This is a genomic window from Streptosporangium sp. NPDC003464 (genome assembly GCF_053588315.1).
Genome location: NZ_JBSFPS010000170.1, coordinates 1 through 21,558 on the forward strand (window position 1 = coordinate 1; position 21,558 = coordinate 21,558).

Here is a 21,558-nt window from a genome sequence, read left to right on the forward strand (position 1 = left end):
CAAGGGCGTTGGCGATGTGGAAGCGGCCCGTGTCGAAGACGAACTCCACAGCGAGGGTGCCGGCCGCCACGTCGCGACGTGATGGCCGCCACTCGAGTAGAGCCACCTCGCGCAGTTTCTGGCCGATGAACGGCTCAAGCCGTTCATCGGCGCTGGACCACGCCGGAGTCAGCTCGAACCACTCCCAGCCGGTGATCCCAGCCGTCGTGTCGATGGTGTTCCAGCTGATCGACAGCTCATCGAACTTGGAGTGGCTGATCTCTACCTGGATGCCGTCGAAGTCCAAGACGACAGGGCAGTCGGCATACCAGTCCCCGTCCTCGATGAAACGCACGATCGCGAAGCCAGTCAGGCGCCGACCACCCAGCGCGGCCAGGCCCGGTCCGTGTTCCTCGCGGATGGCTTTAAGTCCGACGAGAAAGGTCGGCTCGAAGCCGGAGATCCCCATCACGACAGGCGATTGTCCAGGTTCATCGCGAAACCGGCCAGTCGATATTCACCGCCGAGCCGTAGTGCCATGCTTGACAAACCAGATTCCACATAACCTGCGACTACCTGGCCAGCGAGGACCTGCGTCGCCAGATCAACAGCGGCCTGCAGGTGGTGGAGAACTGGAACGGCGCCAACGGCAAGATCTCCTACGGCAAGGAAGGCGTGCTCACCGGCCCCGACCGCGAGCACGCCGAGATCTCCATGCTGGCGCTGCACCTGCTGCAGTCCTGCCTGGTCTACGTCAACACCCTGCTGCTGCAGGCGGTGCTGGCCGACCCGGCCTGGGCCGAGCGGCTCACGGCAGAGGACCGGCGCGGCCTATCGCCACTGTTCTGGTCGCACATCAACCCCTACGGCCGCTTCCACCTCGACATGGACAAGCGTCTGGACCTGTCGGGCGTCGCCTGAACGCAGCTTCTGGTCCTCCTGGCCCTCGTCACCGCCCGGCTGCCGCCCGAGCGCCCGCCACCACGACCCTTTGACGGCTTTGCCGCAGTAGACGACGTCGTGACGGCGCGCCGCCACCCACGCGGTGACGGCCTGCTCAACCTTGTCGCGCGGGCGCCTCGTCGTAGGCACCACGGAAGATACGGCTCTCCCAGAGCCACCGGTCCCCGCCGGGATGGGCGGTCAGGCCCCCCGTGGCCGGTCCCGGTGACGAACGGGGACAGGTAGACGCTGTCCTTGCCGGCCTGTCGAGGACCGCCCGCTCGCCCACCAGGCGGTCGGGATGGAAGTTGAGCGTCACACGCAGCCCGGGATCGATCAGGACGTGACATGGCTGAGGGGGCGTGCGCGTGCCGTACCCGACGTGTCTGTCGTCATCATGACCCGTCGGACGCGTGCAGGACAAAGGCCAGCACATCGGCGAGCAGTGCCTGCTCCTGGTCTCTGGTCGAGCCGGCGCCGTGGCCGCCGTGCTCCTCGACGCGCAGCAGCACCGGCCGGCCGGAGGCCGTGGCCGCCTGCAGGCGGGCGGCCAGCTTCGCCGGCTGCCACGGCGGCACCCGCGCGTCGCGCAGGCCGGTGGTCAGCAGCACCGCCGGGTACGGCACGCCGTCGTGAACCCGCAGGTAGGCGTCGATGATCAGCAGGGCACGCAGGCCCTCCTCGGTGGTGACGCTGCCGAACTCCGGCACGTTGATCGGCCCGCTCTCGGTGAACTCGTTGCGCGTGGCGTTCACCGTCGGCACCTGGATCGCCATGGCCGCCCACAGATCGGGGCGGCGCACCAGCGCGCCGCCGGTGGGGATGCCGCCGCTGCTGGCGCCCTCGGCGGCCAGCCGTCCCGGGCGGGTGTAGCCGAGGGCGATGAGATGCTCGGCGCAGTCGATGAAGTCCGTGATGGTGGCCTCCTTGCGTTCGCCGCGCCCGGCCTCGTGCCACTCGCGGCCGTAGGCGCCGCCGCCACGCAGGTGCGCGACGGCGTAGACGCCGCCACGCTCGTACCAGGCGAGCATCTCGGGACGGAACTCCGGCAGATCGATGAACCCGTGGGAGCCGTAGCCGGTGAGCACGGCCGGGTTGTCGCCGTCCAGCTCCAGGTCCTTGTGGTGGATGACGGTGAGCGGGATCGGCGTCCCGTCCCTCGCGGGCACGTGCAGAGTACGGACGTGCACCTCGCCGAGGTCCACCGGTGAGCGGGGCGCCAGCCCGGTGTCCTGGAGGGAGTGGCCGTCGTAGCGGTAGAGCCGCGGCGCGTCGGTCCAGCCGGCCACCAGCAGCAGGGCTTCGGGCCGCGTCGGGTGGGTGGTCCACTCCAGGATGGTGCCGTCCACCGGCATCGGGAGGTCGGCGGGCTCGCCGCCGGACAGGGGCACGTGCCGTATCCGGCTGACGCCGCCGTCGAGATCGCGCACCAGCAGCCGGTCGCCCACCACCCGCACCGACTCCACCGCCCGCTCACCCGCGGGCACGACCACCCGGGCTCGGGACGGATCGGGTGCGGCAAGCGGAACGGCCAGCACGCGGGAGCGCGGCGCGTCCCGGTGGGAGACCAGGTAGAGGGTGTCGTGGCTGGTGGCGAAGGTGGTCACGCCGTCCGCCACGCCCGCGACCAGCCGCCACGGGCAGGCGGCCGGGTCGGCCAGCCCGGTCCGCGGCGCCACGTATATCGTGCAGTCGCTCAGCTGCTCGCTGGTCCAGGGCCAGGGGCTGAGCGCGTCGTGGGAGATGATCGCCAGCATCCACTCGCCGTGTGGCGGCACCACCAGGAAGGGCCGGTCCCGCGGGGTCAGCTCGATGTGGGGGTTGAGGCCGCGGGCCAGCACCACCGTGTCCTGTGCCGGGTCGGCGCCCAGGTGGTGCAGGAAGGTGCGGCTGTCCAACAGGTGCTGCTCTGCGTAGCGGTGATAGACGAACGACCGGCCGTCCTCCAGCCAGCTCAGGAAGGCGAAACGCGTCGTGGGCGGGATCGTCTCCCGGAGGGCTCCGGAGCCGGCGTCGATCACGTAGATGGAGCTGTCCTCCGACCCGGAGGCGGAGACGGCGCAGGCGACGTGGCGGCCGTCGGGGGAGGGCACGTACCAGTCGATGGCGTGGTGCCCGTCGCCGGGCATCGTGCCGGGGTCGAACAGGACCCTGCTCGCTCCGTCGGCCTCGGTCACCGTCAGCACCGGCACGCGGGCGTCCGGCTCGCGCACCAGGGCGAAGACCTTGTCGGCTGCCATCGCGAGGCCGAAGTACCGCGTGAGCGCGCCGCCCAGCTCGCGGAGCCGGGTCAGCAGGCCGGCGCGGTGCGGCAGGGCGTCCAGGTGCTCGCGGGCGTGCCTGGCCTGGCCGTCCAGCCAGTGGCGGAACTCCTCGCCTCCGGTTTCCATCCACCGGTAGGGGTCCTCGAGTGTGATGCCGTGGAGGGTCTCGCGCACGACGTCCACCCGGGCGATCGGGGGTTCGGTGATGTCGCTCATATGCGCATGATCATATGCCGGAGATCCAGTGACTTGTCGGACATTGGATCACGCGCCCCTCCGCCGGGCTCGCCTGACGGGCCATGCCGAGTAAACAACAGTCACAGCCTCTGACCAGCCCTATTAACCCTTTCCGGCGTACTTGGTCTGCCCCCTTCCAGTGCCGCCGGTCGGCTGGCTCGCAGCTCGCGCAGCTCCGGGATGTGGTTGTAGAGCGTGCCGGGGCTCACGCCGAGCAGGTGCGCGATCGAGGTGATGGAGTGTTCGGGGTTGGGCAGCAGGTCCCGGGCCGCCCGCAGCAGGTCGGGGGTGACCACGGTGGGCCGGCCGCCGATCCGGCCACGGGCCCGGGCGGCGCCCAGGCCCTCGCAGAGCAGTTGCCGAAAGAACCCGGTGAAGGTGTCGGAACCTCGCGGTGCCGAGCTGGCCGACGCGTTGCCGAATGAGTCCGGGCCGTTCGTCGACGAGGACCAGGAGCACGCCGAGGGGCGGCCCGGTTGCCGGAAGAGTTCAACGGGGGCAGACCAAGTACGGGGGAAAGGGGCAGTGCCGCGCTTCTTCCCGGAGAAGGAGAAGGAGTTCGTGAGCCACGACCGGGTGGCCGTGATCGTCGGCGAAGACGCCATCGTGGCTGCGTTTCGACGCCGTACCTGGCTGGCGCTGTCCGGCGGCATGGCCGGGCAGCGCCGCTGGTCACTTGGTCGGTTCGTAAACCGTGACGACGTGGCTCGCCTGCGCCGGTCCGGTCTGGCCGCCGCCGGCCCAGTGCGCGGTGTAGGTGTACTTGCCCGCGCTCAGTACGTCGGTGAACATGTACGACGCACTGGGGTTGATCCCTACCGGCCACTGCACGGTTTCGCCGTCATTGCCGCTGCGGGTGCGCCGGACGGTGATCGTGCCGCTGCGCGGCGCGGTGGCGCCCGTCACCTGGAGCTGTCCGCTGAACACGAGCCTCGTGCCGGCGACCGCGCTCGTGGGTCCGGTCAGCGTGAGCGTGGTCACGTATCTGACCGCCGTGGTGAGGGAGGCCTTGCTCCAGCGGTGGCTCTCGTCGCCGTTCCAGAGCACGGTGTAGGTGAGCTCCCCCCCGATCGGTGGCGTGTCGGTGATGGTGAAGGTTCCGTCCGCCGCGGTGGTCGCGCTGGGCAGTTCCGTGCTGGTTCCGTCGGGCAGGGTGCGGGTCACGGCCAGCGGTTGCGCGCCCGGCACGGTCCCGTCGTCGAATGCCAGTCGTCCCGTCAAAGTGAGCGGTTGCTGCGCGGCCCCGCCAGGCTCGGCTGTCAGCGTCAACGTGGAGGCCGGCAGAGTCACGTCATGGAGCCGCCACAGGTAGAGGTGGTCCGAATCCGTCTTCAGCAGGCTGAAGATGTCGCGGCCGAAGAAGGCAGCACTTCCGTCGACTATCTCACCTTCCGGGAGGCTTGCGGCATAGATCTCCGCGCCCGAGGCCCTGTCGTACAGCGTCATCCCGCCGGCGGAGAGCTGATTGCGCCCGCCCGCGATGTAGGCGCCGTCCGGGCTGATGGCGACGGTTGCTGGGTATCCCTCAGCCTCGGGACCTTTCTCGTAGCTGTGCACCAGGGCCAAGGTGGTGGCGTCCCACATCTCGAAGGCGTCCGGAAGCACGAACGCCGAGATCACGTGCGAGCCGTCCGGGGTGACGGCGACATCGTTCAACCGGCCGTGGGAGTAGGTGTGCCCGTCGATCTCGCCGCGGAAGACGGGAGCGGCACCGCTCACGTCGTAGACGAACAGGTCAGCCGGACTGCCGCCCCTTTCGCCGACCACCAGCGTGTTCCCTGCCGCCGCGAGGTACGGGCCCGACTTCAGAGGAACCTCGAACGGCGCCGGCTCCGGCGTCGTCACCGACAGATCGAGGCCGAGGGCGCCGGACGCACCGCCGCAGCCGCCATAGCCAACCCACAGCCGTTCGCCGGTGAGCGCCAGGCTCGATGGGCATCCGTAGGCGGCGAGGTCGACGCGCCGGGTGATCTCCAGCGTGGCGGTGTCGATCTCGGCCACCTCTCCCGAGCCCATCAGCGCGGCGTACAGGCGGGTGCCGTCGGGTGTCATGGCCAGGCCGTACGCGCCGGACAGGCCGGTGATGGTGCCCTCGACCTCGCCGGTGGTGTCCGCGATGACGATGCGATCGTCGATCGAAACGGCGACCTTGTTGCCTCCGACGACCAGGTCGGTGCTGTAGGAGAAGGCGCCGAGATCGGTCACGGAGTCCTCGGCCGAGGCTGCGGGGACCGGGGCGATGAGTAGGCCGGCCGTCAGGGCCAGGACGCCGGCCAGCGCGCCCGGCCATGACAGGGCGGATCTACGAGGTGTCGCGGATAAGAAGCGCACGTGAAGCTCCGCTCGTAAAAGGTCTCGTAAAAGGTAAGGATGAGCCGAAACTCCTTGATCAAGCCAGAAAGGCACGCTTGAAGTCACGATCTACTTCAGTAGTCACCGACGGTCAGGACGTATCCGTCCTTCACCGTGTCGGCTTCTGAGAGTTCCTTGGGGCGAGGCCGCAATCAGGCCCGCCGGCGAACGCCAGGCCGGTGACTGCGGCTGGGCGGCCGTCCAGCACCATGATGGCCGCCGTGGTGGCGCGGCCGCGTGCCACGCATGGGACCGGGCGAGTGTGGCCCGTCAGTGGCTGGCCGAGAGGCCGCGCCGGTGGCCTCCTGGGGCTGACCAGACCAGCCCCAGCGCCGATCACATCGGGCAGACGGCAAATCCTCTGACCAGCGGCCCACTGCCCCTTCCTCTCGTACTTGGCCTGCCTCCCTTCAAGGGGCAACCTTTCGGCGATCCCCCGAACAGAGGAGATGTCAATGGGCGCGGCCCAGTTCGGCCACCACCGCCTTGAGAACAGCGCGCTGTCAGTCCTGAACGACAACCCCCGAGACAGCGAAGGTGCTCGCGATTCTCGCGCTCGCCGCAGCGGTCGGGGCCCCGCTCGGGTCGGCGCAACCAGCCCCGAAGTAACTCTCTGTAATACCTCAAGGCCGCCACGTGACAGTCGCGGATGAGCGGTACTGAACCGTAGCGACCTCGATGTGGGCAGGGTGCCTCCGAATCTTCCAAGCGATCGGGGGAGAAGGGATCCCTGCCGATGCGCAGAGAGTGGGAGCTGGAGGACCTCATCGAGTGCTGGACACTGAATGAGGCCGAGGCCGAACTGCTGGCGAACAAGAGCGGCGCCACCCGTCTCGGGTTCGCGTTGATGCTGAAGTACTTCGAGCTCGAGGGCCGCTTCCCGCGCCGGGAGGAACGGACCGAGCCTCCCACGCCCAAGCAGATCGAGCGGCTGGCGGGCGCGGCCGAGGCGCTGTTCGAGCCGGAGTTCACCACCAGCACGACGCAGGACTTGCCGGCCTCGGCGGTGGCCGCCCTGAAGGACTTGATCGCGGTTCCCGACCCCGAGCCGGAGGGCGAAGGCGAGGCTGGCACGGCCGCAGTGCGCAGCTTCCTGCAGGAGCTGAAGGAGGACCCGGGACCGCTGCAGCCGGAGACGCTGCTGGCCGAGATCGTCAAGCTGGAGTGGGTCAAGGCGATCGGGTTACCGGAGGGCCTGTTCGAGGGAGTGTCGGAGAAGGTGGTGGAGGTGTGGCGGGCCCGGGCGATGCGCATGTACTTGTCCGATTTCGCCGCCGCGCCGGAGCCGATCAGGCTGACCTTGCTGGCGGCGCTGTGCTGGGTGCGCAAGGCAGAGATGATCGACGGCCTGGTGGAGTTGCTGATCCAGCTCGTGCACAAGATCAGCGTGCGGGCCGAGAAGAAGGTCGAGAACGAGCTGAGCGGTGAGTCCCGGCGGGTGCAGGGCAAGCACGGCATCTTGGCCCGGCTCGCCCAGGCGGCGCTGGACCTGCCCGAGGAGCTCGTCCGCACGGCGATCTATCCGGTGGTGGGCACGGCCACGCTGGCCGACATCATCGCCGAGGCCAAGGCGAACGAGAAGGAACTGCGTACCCGGGTGCGGGTCAAGCTGCGCGGCTCCTACTCGCGTCACTATCGGCGCGGCCTGCCCAAGCTGCTGCGCGCGCTGGACTTCCACTGCAACAACACCGCCTTCCAGCCGGTGATGGACGCCTTGGCGCTGCTGGAGCGCTACGCTGATTCGGAGGCGGTCTTCTACGACCGCGCCGAGACGGTCCCGATCGAGCATGTGGTGCCCGAGGACTGGCAGGAGGCGGTGGTCGACGAGCGCGGCCGCATCGAGCGCATCCCGTACGAGCTGTGAGTGCTGGTGGCCTTGCGCAAGGCTGTCCGGCGGCGAGAGATCTGGGTGGAGGGCGGCAAGGTCTGGCGCAACCCCGAGGCGGACCTGCCGGCCGACTTCGACGACAACCGGGACGTGCACTACGAGGCCCTGAAGAAGCCCCGTGATCCGGCGGCGTTCCTCGCCGACCTGCAGTGCCGTCACACCGCTGCCCTGGACCGACTGGAGACGGCGATGCGCAAGGGCAGCACCGGCGGCGTGGAGATCACGCGGAAGAAGGGTGAGCCGTGGATCAGCGTCCCGCCACTGGTCAAGCAGGAGGAGCCGACGGGCCTGAAGGCGCTGAAGGCGGAGATCTCCCGCCGGTGGGGCGTGATCAGCCTGCTGGACGTGCTCAAGGACGTGGCCCATGTCACCGGCTGCACCGCCGCCTTCACCTCGGTGGCCTCGCGCGCCGTCATCGACCCTGCGGTGCTGCAGAGACGGCTGTTGCTCTGCCTGTACGGGCTGGGCACGAACATCGGGATCAAACGGGTCGCCGACGGCGTGGCCGCGGCCGCGCTGCCGCCCGGGCAGCTCGACAACGAGGCGGCGCTGCGGCGCACCCGTCGGCTGTTCATCAACCGCGACAACCTGCGCGAGGCGATCCGCCTCATCGTCAACGCCACCCTCAAGGCGCGCGACACGATGCTGTGGGGCGAGGGGCACCTCGTGCGCGTCCGACTCGCGCAAGTTCGGGTCGTGGTCGGCGAATTTCATGACCGAGTGGCATGAGCGCTATCACGGGCCGGGAATCATGGTGTACCGGCACGTCGAACGGCGGTCGGTGTGCATCTACAGCCAGGTGACCAGCACGACCGCCTCCGAGGTGGCCTCGGTGATCGAGGGCCTGCTGCGGCACCTGACCGGCGCGGAGATCGATCGTCAGTACACCGACACCCACGGCGCCTCGATCGTCGGGTTCGCCTTCTCCGAACTGCTGAGCTTCAAGCTGCTGCCGCGGCTGAAGAACATCGGCCCGGCGCGGCTGTCCGGCCCGGGACCGGCGAGGACGAGGCCTGGCCGCGTCTGGAGGCGGTGCTGTCGAACAAGACCGTCGACCGGGACCTGATCGCCCGCCACTACGACCAGATGATCAAGTACGCGACCGCGCTGCGATTGCGCACCGCCGAGTCACATCAGATGCTGCGCCGCTTCACCCGCGGCGGCCCCAAGCACCCCACCTACCAGGCCGTCGAAGAGCTCGGCCGCGTCATCAGAACGATCTTCATCTGCGACTGAGTCCAGCCGACCGGCGCGGGCTGACCGCGCTGTTCTGGTCCCATCTGAACCTGTACGGCCGCTTCGAGCTCGACATGAGCCACCACCTGGAGCTGGACGGCGTTCCGCTCGGGCGGCCCAGCGCCCCGTGACGCACGGCGCCGACAGGCCGCCCTGCCGTCAAACCGCCAACAGCGCGCGCCGAGTTGGACGCGGGTAGCTGATATCCCGCCTCAGGGTCTATTCGGCGGCTGGTGCCACGTTGGTCAACGGCACCCCCGGTTGGGGGTTCCATGCTCCGAATGCTGGTGTCAAGGCGTTGTTGATGTTGCCGAATCGCCCTGCTATGGGGCCTTGAGTGCTCTTGTCCGCTCCGGCATCAGGGCGTTTGGATCAGGTGGGGTGATCTTCTGCGGTGTGGACATGCGGTGGATTTTGGGTGTGTTCCTGGTATCGCTGCCTGTCCCGCCCCTTTCGATTCGTCGCGCGGGTCGCCGGCCTGCGCCCGTCAGCCAGAACAAGGAGTAGCGGCCTATGCCCTCGCTGACCTACACCGTTCTCACCGATCCTGTGTCGCTGGAGGCTTCGGAAAAGGAGAGGTCCCCGTCCAAGGGGACGGTGTATCTGATCGTCACCAACCTCACAGAAGCGGTAGTGAACTGGTCGACGATCGAGGTGACGGTGCCGGTCGGCGACGGCGCCTATACCCTCACCCCAGATACCGGCACCATCACACCCTCCGCCCAATACATCAATACCACGACGAACCTGCCGACCTCGGTGACCTTCGCCCGGAGCGGCGACAACGGCTTCCAAGCCACTGCCCGCGACCGTAGTGAAGCTTTCTACCCCGGCGACTGCATAATCTTCACGCTGGCCGATGTCACCCTCAGCGTCGGCGCTGGGCCGGTGGTGTTGCCAGTGACCGAGACTCTCATCACCCAGCGCGATCCGGATCCTCCCACCTACGCGGCGGTGGTGGTGGTGAAGACCACACCCCAGCGGCTCCCCGCACCACATAACTTCCGCGCTAACACGGCTCTGCTGGACGTCGGAGACACCCTCACGCTGAGCTGGGAGGGGTCCGACGACTTCGACTACAAGATCGAGTTCCCGGGCGGGTCGCAGCCTATCCCCAAAGGCCAGCGATCCTGGCCGGTGTCGCCTGCCCCGGTGCGGGCCACCACCTACACCCTCCTCGCCACCTCCCGTACCACGCCTCAACAGGAGCATGCCCTCACCACGACCGTTCAGGTGCGCTTTCCCGTCCTGGAGACCCTCACCGCCACCACCGGCATCAACACCCCGCAGGTGCAGGGGGAGAACAACACCGACGGGAAGATCACCTTCACCGGCACGGAGGTCGGGATCTCCGACAACGTCAAGGTCAAGGGGACGCTGACGGCCGCCAATGCCAGCTTCAGCGACACCGTGACGGCTCGCAGGGCCGACTTCAGGACGGTCGCCACCGACCGGGTACAGGGTACGGGCGCCGACAACGGGTGGCTCGAATTCCGCAAGGAAGGCGTGACCATCCACCGGGACAACGAACCAACCCTGGGGGTGGTGTACGCCGATCAGGCCGACCTGGACATCGTGAAGGCCAGAGTCGTACGCGGAAGACAAGACGACGAAGGCTCAGTCACCTTCGGCACGGAAGGTCTGACCGTCCATCGGGCGAACGGCGAGACCAGGGGGTCGGTCTATGCAGACCGGGGCGACTTCAACGGCATCAACACCGGATGGCTGCAAGGAAACAAGAACGAGGGAAAGCTCAGCTTTCACGGTTACGGGTTCCACGTCAACACAGGTGACGGAACGCCTGGCATCCTGGTCGCAGACGAGGTCCGCGTGACAAAGGTAACCTGCGCCACGGTCAACGGCCACAAAATGTGATCAGCCCAGCCGACCGATGACAGTCCTGCGCCCTGGCCGTTGCGACCCTCAGACCGGCCCGAGCGCAGGACCCCAGACCATCTCGTGCCACCAGGTACACCGGGCGTTGCGGTCACCTACGACGCATTGCTGGACAGCCAGCCCCATCTTCCGGAACTCCGCCTCCTGATCCTGGCCGGTGCACGTATCCGTCTGGAACCGCAACCGCGCCGCCGTCACCTCCTGGCTGCTCTGGTGCCAGACCAAGAAGCACTGGGCCGCCCCGTCGGTCCCGGCCGAGGCCGAACGCCGCAAGGAGAGCGCCGACGAGTCCCGCGCGGTCGCCAAGACCACGATCCACCGGCTGCTGCCCCGCCGCGACATTCCGCTGCGCGAGAAGACCTTGTGGCGGATGCTGTACGAGACCGCGGCCCGGGCCGCGGAGATCCTGGCACTCAACGTCGAGGACCTCGACCTGGAGCACCGGCGGGCCCCGTCCGTTCCAAGGGCGGCGCGATCGAGTGGGTGTACTGGGACAGCGGCACCGCCCATCTGCTGCCCCGCCTGCTCCGATTGCCCGATGGCAGCACGCACGCACGGGCCGCTGTTCCTGTCCGAACGCCGCCCGGTCCCCGCCCGCCGGCCGCCCGCCGCCGACATCTGCCCGCACACCGGCCGGGCCCGGCTCGGCTACGACCGCTCCCGCGTCCTGCTGGACAAGTACGCCGGCCTCGACCTGCACCAGCTGCGCCACTCCGCTGCCACCCACCTCGGCGAGGCCGAGGTCCCGCTGCAGCTCATCATGGGCAAGACCCGGCAAGAACCCCCGCACCGCCATGCGCTACGTCAACCCCGGCCCTGAGGCCATCGCCAGGGTCACCGAGGTCCTGGCACCCAGCCGCCGAACCCACTGATCAACCAGTGGGGACCGGCCGGAGCTGTAGGAGTTCCGGGCCGTCACGGATCACTAACAGGCGAAGAAGCCCCAGGTCACTACCGCTAATTTCTGCACTCAGCCTCTTCGAATGCCAACACCACCCGCGTGTACTTGGTGACAGCTTCCTTAACGACAGGCCGAGTACGGCAGAAAGACACCGCATCCGGGTGCCTACCGGACAGAAGTAGGGCTCTCTCTGGTCTCGGCATCCACATAACCACAGGTCAATGCGCTGACCACGATTCCCAGCCCCACGCTGACCTGGCCCGGCGTCGCGCCCAGCGCCCGAGCCAGCGCCAAGGGCCGAGCCGTGTCCAGTGCCGTGGCCCAGATGATGCAGATCGCATTGGCCGCCGCCTGCACCACCAGCATGATCACGATCGGAGCCAGCACCCGGGTCATGGCCAGCCGGGGATCATCACCCGGAGTCGCTTCCAGATATCGGTTGGCCCCGGCCGCCAGCGCGGCCACGATCCCGGTCACCGAGATCGCGATCCCAGCTACGTTCAGCAGCGTACGGCGGGGCCGTCGGGCCGCCAGCCGCATCCCCAGCAGCAGCGGCACCGGCAGTCGCGCCGACAACGTGATCAGCCAGGAAGTACGGCGCGGCGGGCGTTGCGAGTCGGCCAGCGCCCGGACGGTGCTGATGCGCGCGGCACGCACGGCCGGCATGAACGTCGCCAGCCCCGCGATCGCCAGCGCGGCGGCGATCACCAGGCCGACCGCGGCCGGTGTCAACGGCACGGTGTCCGCCGTGCCGAGCAGTCCGGCGCCGGGTTCGACCAGCAGTGGCGCGGTCAGGCGTCCGGCCGCCAACCCGGCGAGCGCCGCCAGCAGCGCCACGGCCAGATTCACGGCCAGCAGGACCACCGCGACCAGGCCCGGCGTGCCGCCAACTGCCTTGAGCAGCCCGACCCGGCGCATCTGGTCGGCCATCCTCCCGCCGACGAGCACCACCGCACTGGACAGCGCGAGCAGACCGAGCAGCCAGGCGGCCACCAGCAGGGCCCGCTGGACGTTCTCCGCCACCTTGGCGTGCCCCTCCAGGACCTCCTGCCACGTGACCAGCGCCGGTTCGTTGATTCTTCGCCCGTGGTGCGCCGCGCTGAAGGCCTCGGCCTCGGCCTGGCCAGTCAACTTCAGGTTGATGAGGTGGCCCAGGGACTCCGGGTAGCGGGCGAGGCCGCGGGTCTCGGCCTCGGTGAGCCATATCATGCCGGCCTGGCCCACGAAGAACGTGTCCGGCGTGCCCGGCGGTGGCTTCGGCGGGCGTTCGGTGAGAGCGGCGAACGCGGAATCGAACCGGCAGGGGGCCAGGCAGACCTTGGGGTAGGGAGCCGACGCGGCGGTGATCGCGACCCCGGCGACCTGGTAGGGGCGATTGTCCAGAGCGATCCGGTCGCCGACGTCGACCCCGAGGGCTCCGGCGAAGCTGGCCTCCAGCACCGCGCCGCCCTCACGCACCCAGCTGCCGCGCACCACCATGGACTGGTCGACGGCGGCCGTGGCGGCGGCGCGTCCCTGCACCCAGGTCGGCAAGGTGACGCTGCCGGTGTTCACCCGCACCTGGGTGTAGGGGAAGGGGCCACTGTGGGCGACGACACCGGGAGCGCTCGCCAGCGCCTGCAACTGGGCCAGATCGGCGGGCCGGCCGCCGATGAAGGGAGTGGCGACGCTGGCGACCACGTCAGGACCGGCGGTGGCCTCCCGGGTGCTCTAGTACGGCTGGCTGATGACCCCCTGCAGGGCCAACGCCATCGCGAGCGCGGTGGTGGCGGCGCTCATCGCGAGCAGCAGCAGCGCCGCCTCGGCCGGGCGACGGCACAGGTCCCGTACGGCAAGCCGACACACCAGCAGCAGGCGGCCTATCAGCCCTCCAACCCGGTCAGCCGCCCGCCGCCGCCCGAGGTCAGCCTGGTCTCCTCCACCAAGGCGCCGTCGCGCATGGTGATCAGCCGGTCGGCGACCGCCGCCACCCGTGCGTCGTGGGTGACGATCAACACCGTCTGCCCCGCCGTACGCAAACTCTCCAGCAGCCGCAGAACCTCCACGGTGGCGGCGCTGTCGAGATTGCCGGTCGGCTCGTCAGCGAGCACGACAAGGGGCTCGTTGCTGATAGCCCGGGCCAGCGACACCCGCTGCCGCTCCCCACCCGACATCGCCGAGGGCAGGTGCCCGGCGCGGTGGCCGAGACTCACCAGCTCCAGTAATTCCACGGCTCGGCGGCGCGCCGCGCGCGGGGAGCGCCCAGCCAGCAGTGCGGGCAGCTCGACGTTCTCCACCGCGGTGAGCTCATCCATCAGGTGGAATGCCTGGAAGACGAACCCGACCGCCTAGCGTCGCAGCAGGGCCAGGCCCTTCTCGCTCAGCTTGTCGATGCGCCGCCCGGCCAGCCACACCTCGCCCGCCGAGGGACGCTGCAGGCCGCCCAGCAGATGCAGCAGCGTCGACTTGCCGCTGCCGCTGGGGCCCATCACCGCCACCGTTTCCCCGGCGGCCGCCACCAGCTCGATCCCGTTGAGCGCATGCACCCACCCCGCGCCGCGGCCGTAGTGCATCTGCAGTCCGTGCGTGCGTAGGACCGCCTGGTCGGTATCGATCATCCTCGCCTCACAGTCCAGTACTGGGCACATGCCTCCAGCCAGCGCAGGTCCGCCTGTAGCCGCAGCACCACGCCCTCCAGCAGCAGCCCGGCGACCGCGCCAGCCGGTTCGGCCAGGGCGGCGCGCTGGGCGGCGGCCAGTTCGGCCAGCAGCGCGTGCCGCTGGGCGTCTACAAGCCGCTCCGGGTCGACCAGCCCGGCCGCACCGGCGGCCACAAGCTTCAGGTGGAACTCCGCCGGGGCCGGCTTGGGCCAGCTCGTGTCGTCCAGCCAGGCGATCACGCGCTCGCGTCCTTCCGGGGTCAGCTCGTAGACCTTGCGATCTGGACGGTCGATCTGGCCGACCCGCTCAGCGCTCACCAGCCCGGCCTTCTCCAGGCGAGTGAGCGTCACGTACACATGGCCTGCGTTGAGCGCACCGGCCAGCGGGCCGAGCGCGAGCTGTAGCCGGGCGCGCAGTTGGTAGCCGTGCGAGGCGTCCTTGGCCAGCAGGGCCAGCAACACTTCCTGTACGACCCGCAGCTGGTAACCCTGGGAAGGTTCCTTGCCGGGCACGCCGATCGTCTCTGCCATCACGCACCCTAGTTAACCGTTATCTAGAGAAGGTAACGGTTAACTAAGGCAGGTGCCGCCAACGAGTCCCGTCGGCCAAGCGGCGGCCGGATCAATGAGTTGAGTCGTCGCCAGCAGATGAGCACGCAGGCCAGACTGAGGAAGGCTTGGTGGATATCTGCACGGATCTCCCAGCGGATGCGAAGCCGCCGGAAGGCGTGCAGCAGGGCGAAGGTCTGCTCGACGACGTAGCGGTGTTTGCCCGGGCCGGAGCCGTGTTCGGTGCCGTAGCGGGCGATCAGGGGCCGGGTGCGCAGGTCACGGACCAGGCGGCGGCGGCGCGATTCGAAGTCGGCGGGCAGGTCCTCGTCCGGGCTGCGGGGTCTGGGGAACATGGAGTATCGGTAAGAGTCGTGTAACCAGGTACACCCGTTTGAGTTCGCCCAGATCAGCGGTGCCCTATTGATCGGTGGAGAGGCGTCCGACGGCGTCTTCGAGGTCGGCGTTGGTGGGCAGGGTGTACCGGCGGGTGGTCTCGCCACCGCAGACGTCCGTCTCGCTTGACCTCTTGTGCGTCAGTCCGGCAGCCAGTGCAGCTCGTGCGCCAGGGTTTTGGCGACGGCACGGATGCGGCGGTGTAGTGGTGACTGCTCGCGTGGGAGGACCAGGTGGATCGTCAGGCTGGGCGCGCCCCGCAGCGGTCGCCAGGTGAGACCGGCCGGTGCTGCCGTGACCGCGGCTTCTCCGGCCGGGGCGAGGGTGACCCCGTCGCGCAGGTCGCGCTGAGACATGTCGAAAGAGACTGCGGGCGTGTGGAATCGGGGGGGTGGCCGGGTGTCTCGGAACAGTGCGGACAGCTGATCGTGGATCACGGGGTTGGCCGCACGGTCCGGGAGTCGCAGCGGATACGCGGCCGCGTCGGCGATCTCGATCTCCGGGTGTTCGGCCAGCGGATGGTGCTGCGCCAGCTGGACCCCGACGCGCTGACGCCGCAGCAGGAACCGGCGCACGCCACGGCCCGGCTGTTCACCGCGGGTGATCCCGGCATCGATGCGGCCGTCGGCGACCGCGGGGGAGATCTCCGGTGTCGCCATCGGGACCGCGCCGACCTCGAGTCCGCTGTTGCCGCGAATCAGCCTGTCCACCAGGGCCGGTGCCGTCTCGGCCCCGGCGCTGAGGCTGTATCCGATGCGCAGCGTGCCCAGTTCACCGGCCGCCGCGCTCCGGGCGGTGTCCCATGCCCGGTCCAGCGCCGCCAGCGCGGGCGGCGCGGACTCCGCCAAAGCCGCACCGGCCGTGGTCAATACGACGCTACGCGTGTTGCGGACCAGCAGGGCCGTACCGAGTTCCGCCTCCAATCGGCGCATCCGGGCGCTGAGTGCGGGCTGTGCGATACCGATCCGTGCGGCCGCGCGGGTGAAGTTCAACTCCTGCGCCAGCACCAGGAAGTACCGCAGGCTCACCGTATCCGGCGCCACGTGCCCTCCCTGCCGATTGATAACGATCCGTTCTGAGCCTATCCCGTACCGATCTTTCCCTCGACCGCACATCAAGCCCTAACCTGCGCATATGACGATTCAACTGACCGCAGTACCCGTCGCCGGGATCGATCGATCTGAGTGTCAATTCGAAGTCGGACGTGTCCGGTCGAACACAGGAGGTTTCCATGGCTAAGGGCTACTGGGTCAGTGTCTACCCCGCCATTTCCGACCCTGAGAGGTTGACTGCCTATGACAAGCTGGCCCGTCCGGCTGTCCAGGCTGGGGGTGGGCGACGACTCGACCGTGGCGGTCGAGTCGTCGCCCACGAGGCCGGAATCACGCAACGCGTCGTTCTGATCGAGTTCGACAGCTTTGAACAGGCCGTCGCGGCATATGAGAGCGAGGCATACCAGAAGGCGCTGGTGGCCCTCCCCGACGGAGTCGAGCGCGACTTCCGCATCATCGAAGGCATCGACTGACCGGCGGGCCCAGCCATCGCTGAGCATCCGTCACCTGATACGCACACGGTGCTGAACGACGACTCACGAGACGAGTTCGAAGCCATGCCCCGCGTCCCAGTTCGTCCTCGACGTCCTCGACGGCCTGATCCCTGGCGGGCGGATCGAAGAAGCGACGCGACGTCCGGGCCAGCTGGACTGTCTCGCTGACCTCGTCGACGAAACTCACCCTCGCCCGAAGCGAACCGCGAACCGCTTCTCACACGACAGATCGGTCCAGCGAACACAAGGCTTCGATGACCAGGGGGTGTTGACCGGGTTGGTCGAGGTCTTACTGGTGAGCCGGTCGGCGTTGTCGTAGCCGTAGGTCCAGGTACGCCCGGTGACCGGGTCACCGGCGGTCTTCAGACGGTTGGCGTCGTCGTAGGTGTAGTTGGCGGCGCCGGCAGCGTCGACGCGCTGGGTGGGGTTGCCGAAGGCGGCGTACGGGCGCCAGGGGTCGGCCTGACCGGTCATCGTGCCGATCTGCGCGCCGTCCAGATACAGCACCTGATCGGCTCCGGCGACGGTCAGCGCCACGTGGTGCCACTGGTCGTCGTTGACCGCGGCCGCCCACGCCATCGGGGAGGCCACCGCCTTGAACGCCCCGCGCAGCTTGCCGTCGGTGCCGACATACAGCATCGGCCCCTCCGGCACCGCGCTGTAATTGGCCGAGGCCGCCGGCAGCACACCGGAGCCGGTGGTCTTGAACCACATCTCCATCGACACCTGATCGCCCAGATGCGCCAGCGCGTACTGCGGCAGGATCGCCAACGAGTTGTTGAACTCCACCGCCGTCGCCGTGGCCGCCGAATCCACCAATGACGCCAGGCCCTCGGCCGAGCCGGTCAATTGCTTCGGCGAATCAGCGCTGCCCTGAACCGTTGTGGCGGCCTGTGCCACCGCGGTTACCGGAATGGCTTGAATGGACAACAGGCCCGGTACCAACGCCGTAGTGAGCGCCACCGTCGTCCAGGCCCTGCGGCCCGCCGAACGCGACCATGACAAACTCCGGCGCATACGCCGTCACTCTCCGACCCAGTCAGCGCGACGGCCAAGACCTTCGCGTCGCCCCGCCCGCACAAGCTCCTCAGCAACGCCAGGACCAGCGGTTAGAGCGCTCCACACGCAAACGGTCAGAAATTACCCAGAGATCATCTAGGCGCACAAGATCTATATAAGTAACAAATAAAGCAAACATGATTGTAGTGTGATAAATATCACACTCAATATGCTTGCGCGCCCCACCGGGATGCCCGGCGATCGGAATTGGAAGGATTTCTGGCTTCTCGAAGCTTGGCGAACATCGTGCTGATCGCCATGAGGCCAGGGCGGCCGGGGTGTTCTGAAAGGCCGTTTTCAGGCGCAGATCGAGAAATGCACCCGGATGACATGCTTCTGTCGGTAGAACGGCATTGCTGATGCTGGCGCCGGAGGCAATTCAGGCGGCGCCGAGGGGGGCGGCCGCTCTCAGCAGCGGTCACCGTCCGCCCTTGCTTCGAAAATGCCCTTATCTCCACCTGTTGATAATTGAACGTGACATACAAGACGTCCCGATATGTATTCCCCTTTGAAATACCCAATCCTCATGGCCTCGGTACTGCCGTGACCAGCGTGGACCATTCAAACAATGACCAATATTGATGGCCGCCAATCAATGCGCTCACGGTATTCGCAAATGGAAGTGCCACCAAGATCCAAAGAATCGTTATTCGTGCGTATACCAGCCGTTCGGGAATGGCCTTGATGAGCAGTCCAAAAAACCCCCAGGCCAGTGGCGTAAAAAACCACCAGAAGAGACTCGCGTCCAACCACTCTCCCGCTATTTCACACCCTTCGGGTGCATATTTCACCGACAGCTCGGTGCCGGGATAGCACGCCGCATTTCTAAGTGCTGTCCCTATCCTCATCAACATGAACGAGAGTAGCCACAAAAAAGTTGCGGCGATGGTTGCCGCCGCGATCGATTTTGTAATCGAGAATGCATGCGCAGGCGGTTCCGGAGAAGCTTGCGCACGGGAAAATTCGACCATCGTTAAACCTTAAGCTCAGGAGCATGGTCTTGCCAATTTACCAATGACCAATCTCTGGCGAGTGCTACCGAACGCGGAGCGGGTGCCAGGGGGGTGCTGCAGATGGGGATGCGCATAATGACCGTGCAGCAACCTCCGGCCGGTGATGCATGCACTTACGAATCACATGCGAGTGCATGCATCACTCATCATTACCTCTTCGACTTCTCGAAAACTGTTCGAGAAATCCGCGGTGTACTTGTATCGGATCGAACTCCTGGTTGTCACCAGGCTGTGGCCCTACTCTCCGCGCCGGCGGAGGATGAACCCCTTCTCATGGGCATCCGCACCGGTGGAGGCAACTGCCCATAGCGTGTTCGACCCCGGCACCCGGGTGATCGATGTCCTCGTCACCCGGTTCCAGGCGGCCTCGTCCTGGTCGGGGATGGGCAGGCTGGGACTGTAGGAGACGGCCCACTCACCGGCTGTGTAGCGGAGGAAGAGCACCTGCCTGGGGTGGGCCAGGTCGACGCCGCTGGCCCACACGGTCCCGGATGCGTCAGCGGTGAGGCTGGAGAGGTGTCCCCGCTCCACCGGTACCGGCACCTGGCGCCAGGATGTTCCGTCGTAGTGCAGTGAGATCGGCATTTCCAGCGTCTGGCGTTTGTTGTCCGGGTCGGGCGAGTTCCTGTGGCCGACCGCCCAGACGTTGTTCTCGGCCACTTGCCATACCTGGGTGAGCTGGCCGCCGGGGATCGGCGGGGTGGTGCTCACGTTCCACTTGGTGCCGCCGTCCGTGCCGTGCAGCACCAGCGGCCGGTTGTCCGCCGAGCCGACCGCCCAGTAGTCGCCCGCTGAGCCGACCGCCCAGATGTCGCCCGTCTTGCTGTGCGCGGTGATCGCCTGCAGTGAGCCCGGGGTTCTGAACTGCGTGGCGAACCCCTTGCTCTTCGTCCAGCTCAGGACGGTGGCCTTGCTGTGGCCTTTCCCGGGGTGCAGGACGCCGTATACGAAGTCTGTGTTGCCGGCGAACCACGGGCGCTTTCCGGAGACGGCTACGTCGGAGAACAGGATGTCGGTGTCGAGGCTCTTGTTTCTGTAGGGGTGGTGTTCCCTCCAGCGGGAGCCGTTCCAATGTGCCGCCCAGGCGATGATCCCGCTCCCGGCCAGCCACACGTCATCGGCCGCTTTCACGCTGACGCCGTCGATGTATTGGGACCTCCCAGCCGGAGCGGTGGCCTGACGCCAGCGCGAACCGTCCCAGCGCTCGATGAGCGGGTCACCGAAGTCGTCCTCCGTGCCGCCCTTTTCGCCGACCGCCCACACATCGCGCTCGCCGGTCGCGGCCACCTCCACCAGCGCGCTGGTGGAGGAGATCTTCGCTCCCTTCACGATGTGCCATTGTCCTGTTTCGTCGTTGATTGTCCTCGACCTTGGCGATGTTGGTGTCGTGATCTGCGGATTCCCCACCGACGAGGAAACTTTCGACAAGGAAGGCAATGTCGCCTGCGTCGACAGGGCGTCGGTCATCCCGCAAGCCATCGCTGACGAACTCAGACAGATCGTAGGAACGGCAAGGACCGATAGGCGGCGGCCCAGGGAATGACGATCACTCATGTTAGGGAACCATGCCAGATTTTCACCCGTCAGTCTCCATCGGGGATGATGCGGGCAGGCGATGACGTCGGTGCGGGTCGAGGTGTAGGAGCAGGAGTCGATCAGGCGGGCGTCGGGGCGACGGATGGAGGCGGTGTCGCGGTCGTTGTTCCACACGTAAGCACCCCTGCTCCAGTGCAGGGTGGTGGTGCTGTCGTGGCCTTGCCCGGTGCGGACGGTGATCTTCTTGCCCGCTGCGAGCAGGACGTCGTCGCTGAGGGCGTAGGTGTAGCCGGTTTTCGTCACGCAGACTCCAGCCGGCCAGGTCGATCGCGGCCCGGGTGGTGTTGAGGATCGTCACGTACTCGCCGTTGAGGCTGGTGTTGGAGCGCCGGTCGACTCTGGGTGAGTCGTAGTAGATCTTGATGATCTGGATTGCCAGGACGGCGGCCTGTGCCGGGACGATCGGAGCGAGCACAGCGACTCCGCAGAAGGCGACGTCTGCGGCGGTAAGGAAAAGACGCACCATGAGTTCTCCGTGATGTGGGTGCCGAAACGCAACGAAGAACGGCCAGCAGAGCCAGCGGGTTGCCGGGCAACCGGGTAGCCGCGACCACCAGGTCGTCATCGGCGCCCACACCGCCGCGCTGATCGACGCCTACCTGGCCGAGCGCGGCATCACGCCCGGCCCGCTGCTGGTCACCCGCACCGGCAAGCCGCTGTACCGCTCCTACGTGCTCGAGCTCATCCAGCGGCTGGCCGGCGCGGCGGGCATCCCCGACCCCGGGACGCTGTCGCCGCACTCCATCCGGCACAGCGTGGCCACCGACCTGCTCGCCTCCGGCCTCCCCCTGCACGTGGTGCAGGCCCGGCTCGGCCACGCCGACCCCCGCACCACCCAGACCTACCTCCACGACGAGCACCTGCATCGCAGCCCCGCCCGCCACGCCGATGCGCGCCTGACCGCCGCCCTCGCCCGACGGCACCACTCCACCGACCGCGACCGGCCGCTGTCCCCCACGCGGGAGGAGAAAGCGGGTGCGCCAGGAGCCATCTCGTTCGCCGTCGACCGCCCGGCCGGCCGGGACAGTGACCTGCGGCCCCCGCCCGCCCCGACCGTCCCCGGCAG

The 21,558-nt window shown here is 67.8% G+C and carries 22 protein-coding genes and 1 pseudogene; 9 read left to right on the top strand and 14 right to left on the bottom strand.

Annotated elements, in window-relative coordinates; translation table 11 throughout:
• Window positions 1-451: hypothetical protein (locus ACWDS7_RS30865; RefSeq protein ID WP_451932128.1), on the bottom strand; the 451-nt coding region annotated here is incomplete at its 3' end.
• Window positions 452-555: 104 nt separating this feature from the next.
• On the opposite strand from ACWDS7_RS30865, the gene ACWDS7_RS30870 reads away from it, so the two are divergent.
• The gene (locus ACWDS7_RS30870) at window positions 556-900 is read left to right on the top strand and encodes a Tn3 family transposase (RefSeq protein WP_451932148.1); all 345 of its coding nucleotides are present in this window, start codon (window positions 556-558) and stop codon (window positions 898-900) included.
• A gap of 136 nt (window positions 901-1,036) precedes the next feature.
• On the opposite strand, the gene ACWDS7_RS30875 is transcribed toward ACWDS7_RS30870, so the two are convergent.
• The 4 genes from ACWDS7_RS30875 to ACWDS7_RS30890 form a co-directional block, all read right to left on the bottom strand.
• Window positions 1,037-1,357 (bottom strand): DUF3626 domain-containing protein, encoded by a 321-nt coding sequence (locus ACWDS7_RS30875; protein WP_451932129.1) that lies wholly within the window; start codon window positions 1,355-1,357, stop codon window positions 1,037-1,039.
• Window positions 1,317-3,401: a prolyl oligopeptidase family serine peptidase gene (locus ACWDS7_RS30880; RefSeq protein WP_451932130.1), complete on the bottom strand. Its 2,085-nt coding sequence runs from the start codon at window positions 3,399-3,401 to the stop codon at window positions 1,317-1,319. The genes ACWDS7_RS30875 and ACWDS7_RS30880 overlap by 41 nt, the downstream gene beginning before the upstream one ends.
• A gap of 101 nt (window positions 3,402-3,502) precedes the next feature.
• Window positions 3,503-4,027, bottom strand: coding sequence for a hypothetical protein (locus ACWDS7_RS30885; RefSeq protein WP_451932131.1), 525 nt, complete (start codon window positions 4,025-4,027; stop codon window positions 3,503-3,505).
• 67 nt (window positions 4,028-4,094) lie between these two features.
• Window positions 4,095-5,627 (bottom strand): hypothetical protein, encoded by a 1,533-nt coding sequence (locus tag ACWDS7_RS30890; RefSeq protein WP_451932132.1) that lies wholly within the window; start codon window positions 5,625-5,627, stop codon window positions 4,095-4,097.
• An 883-nt stretch (window positions 5,628-6,510) separates the two neighbouring features.
• Between ACWDS7_RS30890 and ACWDS7_RS30895 the strand changes: the two genes are divergently transcribed.
• From ACWDS7_RS30895 to ACWDS7_RS30920, 6 genes are all read left to right on the top strand, one after another.
• A complete protein-coding gene (locus ACWDS7_RS30895) occupies window positions 6,511-7,638 on the top strand; it encodes a DUF4158 domain-containing protein (protein WP_451932133.1) in 1,128 nt (375 codons plus the stop codon).
• Window positions 7,639-8,391 carry a Tn3 family transposase gene (locus ACWDS7_RS30900; RefSeq protein ID WP_451932134.1) on the top strand — a complete coding sequence of 251 codons (753 nt, stop codon included), beginning with the start codon at window positions 7,639-7,641 and terminating at the stop codon, window positions 8,389-8,391. It abuts the gene before it with no gap.
• Window positions 8,375-8,728, top strand: coding sequence for a Tn3 family transposase (locus ACWDS7_RS30905; RefSeq protein WP_451932135.1), 354 nt, complete (start codon window positions 8,375-8,377; stop codon window positions 8,726-8,728). The genes ACWDS7_RS30900 and ACWDS7_RS30905 overlap by 17 nt, the downstream gene beginning before the upstream one ends.
• Window positions 8,695-8,898, top strand: coding sequence for a Tn3 family transposase (locus ACWDS7_RS30910; RefSeq protein WP_451932136.1), 204 nt, complete (start codon window positions 8,695-8,697; stop codon window positions 8,896-8,898). Before ACWDS7_RS30905 ends, ACWDS7_RS30910 begins: the two co-directional genes overlap by 34 nt.
• Before the next feature lie 513 nt (window positions 8,899-9,411).
• Window positions 9,412-10,773: a hypothetical protein gene (locus ACWDS7_RS30915; protein WP_451932137.1), complete on the top strand. Its 1,362-nt coding sequence runs from the start codon at window positions 9,412-9,414 to the stop codon at window positions 10,771-10,773.
• 178 nt (window positions 10,774-10,951) lie between these two features.
• Window positions 10,952-11,614, top strand: coding sequence for a tyrosine-type recombinase/integrase (locus ACWDS7_RS30920; RefSeq protein WP_451932138.1), 663 nt, complete (start codon window positions 10,952-10,954; stop codon window positions 11,612-11,614).
• A gap of 246 nt (window positions 11,615-11,860) precedes the next feature.
• Here the strand turns inward: ACWDS7_RS30920 and ACWDS7_RS30925 are convergent, their stop codons facing one another.
• From ACWDS7_RS30925 to ACWDS7_RS30950, 6 genes and pseudogenes are all read right to left on the bottom strand, one after another.
• A complete protein-coding gene (locus ACWDS7_RS30925) occupies window positions 11,861-13,375 on the bottom strand; it encodes an FtsX-like permease family protein (protein WP_451932139.1) in 1,515 nt (504 codons plus the stop codon).
• 30 nt (window positions 13,376-13,405) lie between these two features.
• Window positions 13,406-13,540 (bottom strand): hypothetical protein, encoded by a 135-nt coding sequence (locus ACWDS7_RS30930; RefSeq protein ID WP_451932140.1) that lies wholly within the window; start codon window positions 13,538-13,540, stop codon window positions 13,406-13,408.
• A gap of 17 nt (window positions 13,541-13,557) precedes the next feature.
• Window positions 13,558-14,322, bottom strand: a pseudogene (locus ACWDS7_RS30935) (ABC transporter ATP-binding protein).
• Window positions 14,289-14,864 (bottom strand): PadR family transcriptional regulator, encoded by a 576-nt coding sequence (locus ACWDS7_RS30940; protein WP_451932141.1) that lies wholly within the window; start codon window positions 14,862-14,864, stop codon window positions 14,289-14,291. Before ACWDS7_RS30940 ends, ACWDS7_RS30935 begins: the two are co-directional and overlap by 34 nt.
• 23 nt (window positions 14,865-14,887) lie before the next feature.
• Complete coding sequence (locus ACWDS7_RS30945; protein ID WP_451932142.1) at window positions 14,888-15,238, bottom strand: hypothetical protein; 351 nt, start codon at window positions 15,236-15,238, stop codon at window positions 14,888-14,890.
• Window positions 15,239-15,418: 180 nt separating this feature from the next.
• Window positions 15,419-16,321, bottom strand: coding sequence for a LysR substrate-binding domain-containing protein (locus ACWDS7_RS30950; protein WP_451932143.1), 903 nt, complete (start codon window positions 16,319-16,321; stop codon window positions 15,419-15,421).
• Between the two features lie 188 nt (window positions 16,322-16,509).
• Between ACWDS7_RS30950 and ACWDS7_RS30955 the strand changes: the two genes are divergently transcribed.
• Window positions 16,510-16,803, top strand: coding sequence for a DUF1330 domain-containing protein (locus ACWDS7_RS30955; RefSeq protein ID WP_451932144.1), 294 nt, complete (start codon window positions 16,510-16,512; stop codon window positions 16,801-16,803).
• 204 nt (window positions 16,804-17,007) lie between these two features.
• Here the strand turns inward: ACWDS7_RS30955 and ACWDS7_RS30960 are convergent, their stop codons facing one another.
• The 3 genes from ACWDS7_RS30960 to ACWDS7_RS30970 form a co-directional block, all read right to left on the bottom strand.
• Window positions 17,008-17,787, bottom strand: coding sequence for a LamG-like jellyroll fold domain-containing protein (locus ACWDS7_RS30960; RefSeq protein WP_451932145.1), 780 nt, complete (start codon window positions 17,785-17,787; stop codon window positions 17,008-17,010).
• Window positions 17,788-18,407: 620 nt separating this feature from the next.
• Window positions 18,408-18,854 carry a hypothetical protein gene (locus ACWDS7_RS30965; protein ID WP_451932146.1) on the bottom strand — a complete coding sequence of 149 codons (447 nt, stop codon included), beginning with the start codon at window positions 18,852-18,854 and terminating at the stop codon, window positions 18,408-18,410.
• Between the two features lie 279 nt (window positions 18,855-19,133).
• Window positions 19,134-20,735, bottom strand: a complete 1,602-nt coding sequence (locus ACWDS7_RS30970) for a lamin tail domain-containing protein (protein WP_451932147.1) — start codon at window positions 20,733-20,735, stop codon at window positions 19,134-19,136.
• A 356-nt stretch (window positions 20,736-21,091) separates the two neighbouring features.
• Here ACWDS7_RS30970 and ACWDS7_RS30975 point away from each other — a divergent pair.
• On the top strand, window positions 21,092-21,558 hold a 467-nt coding region (locus tag ACWDS7_RS30975; protein WP_451932149.1), incomplete at its 3' end, for a tyrosine-type recombinase/integrase.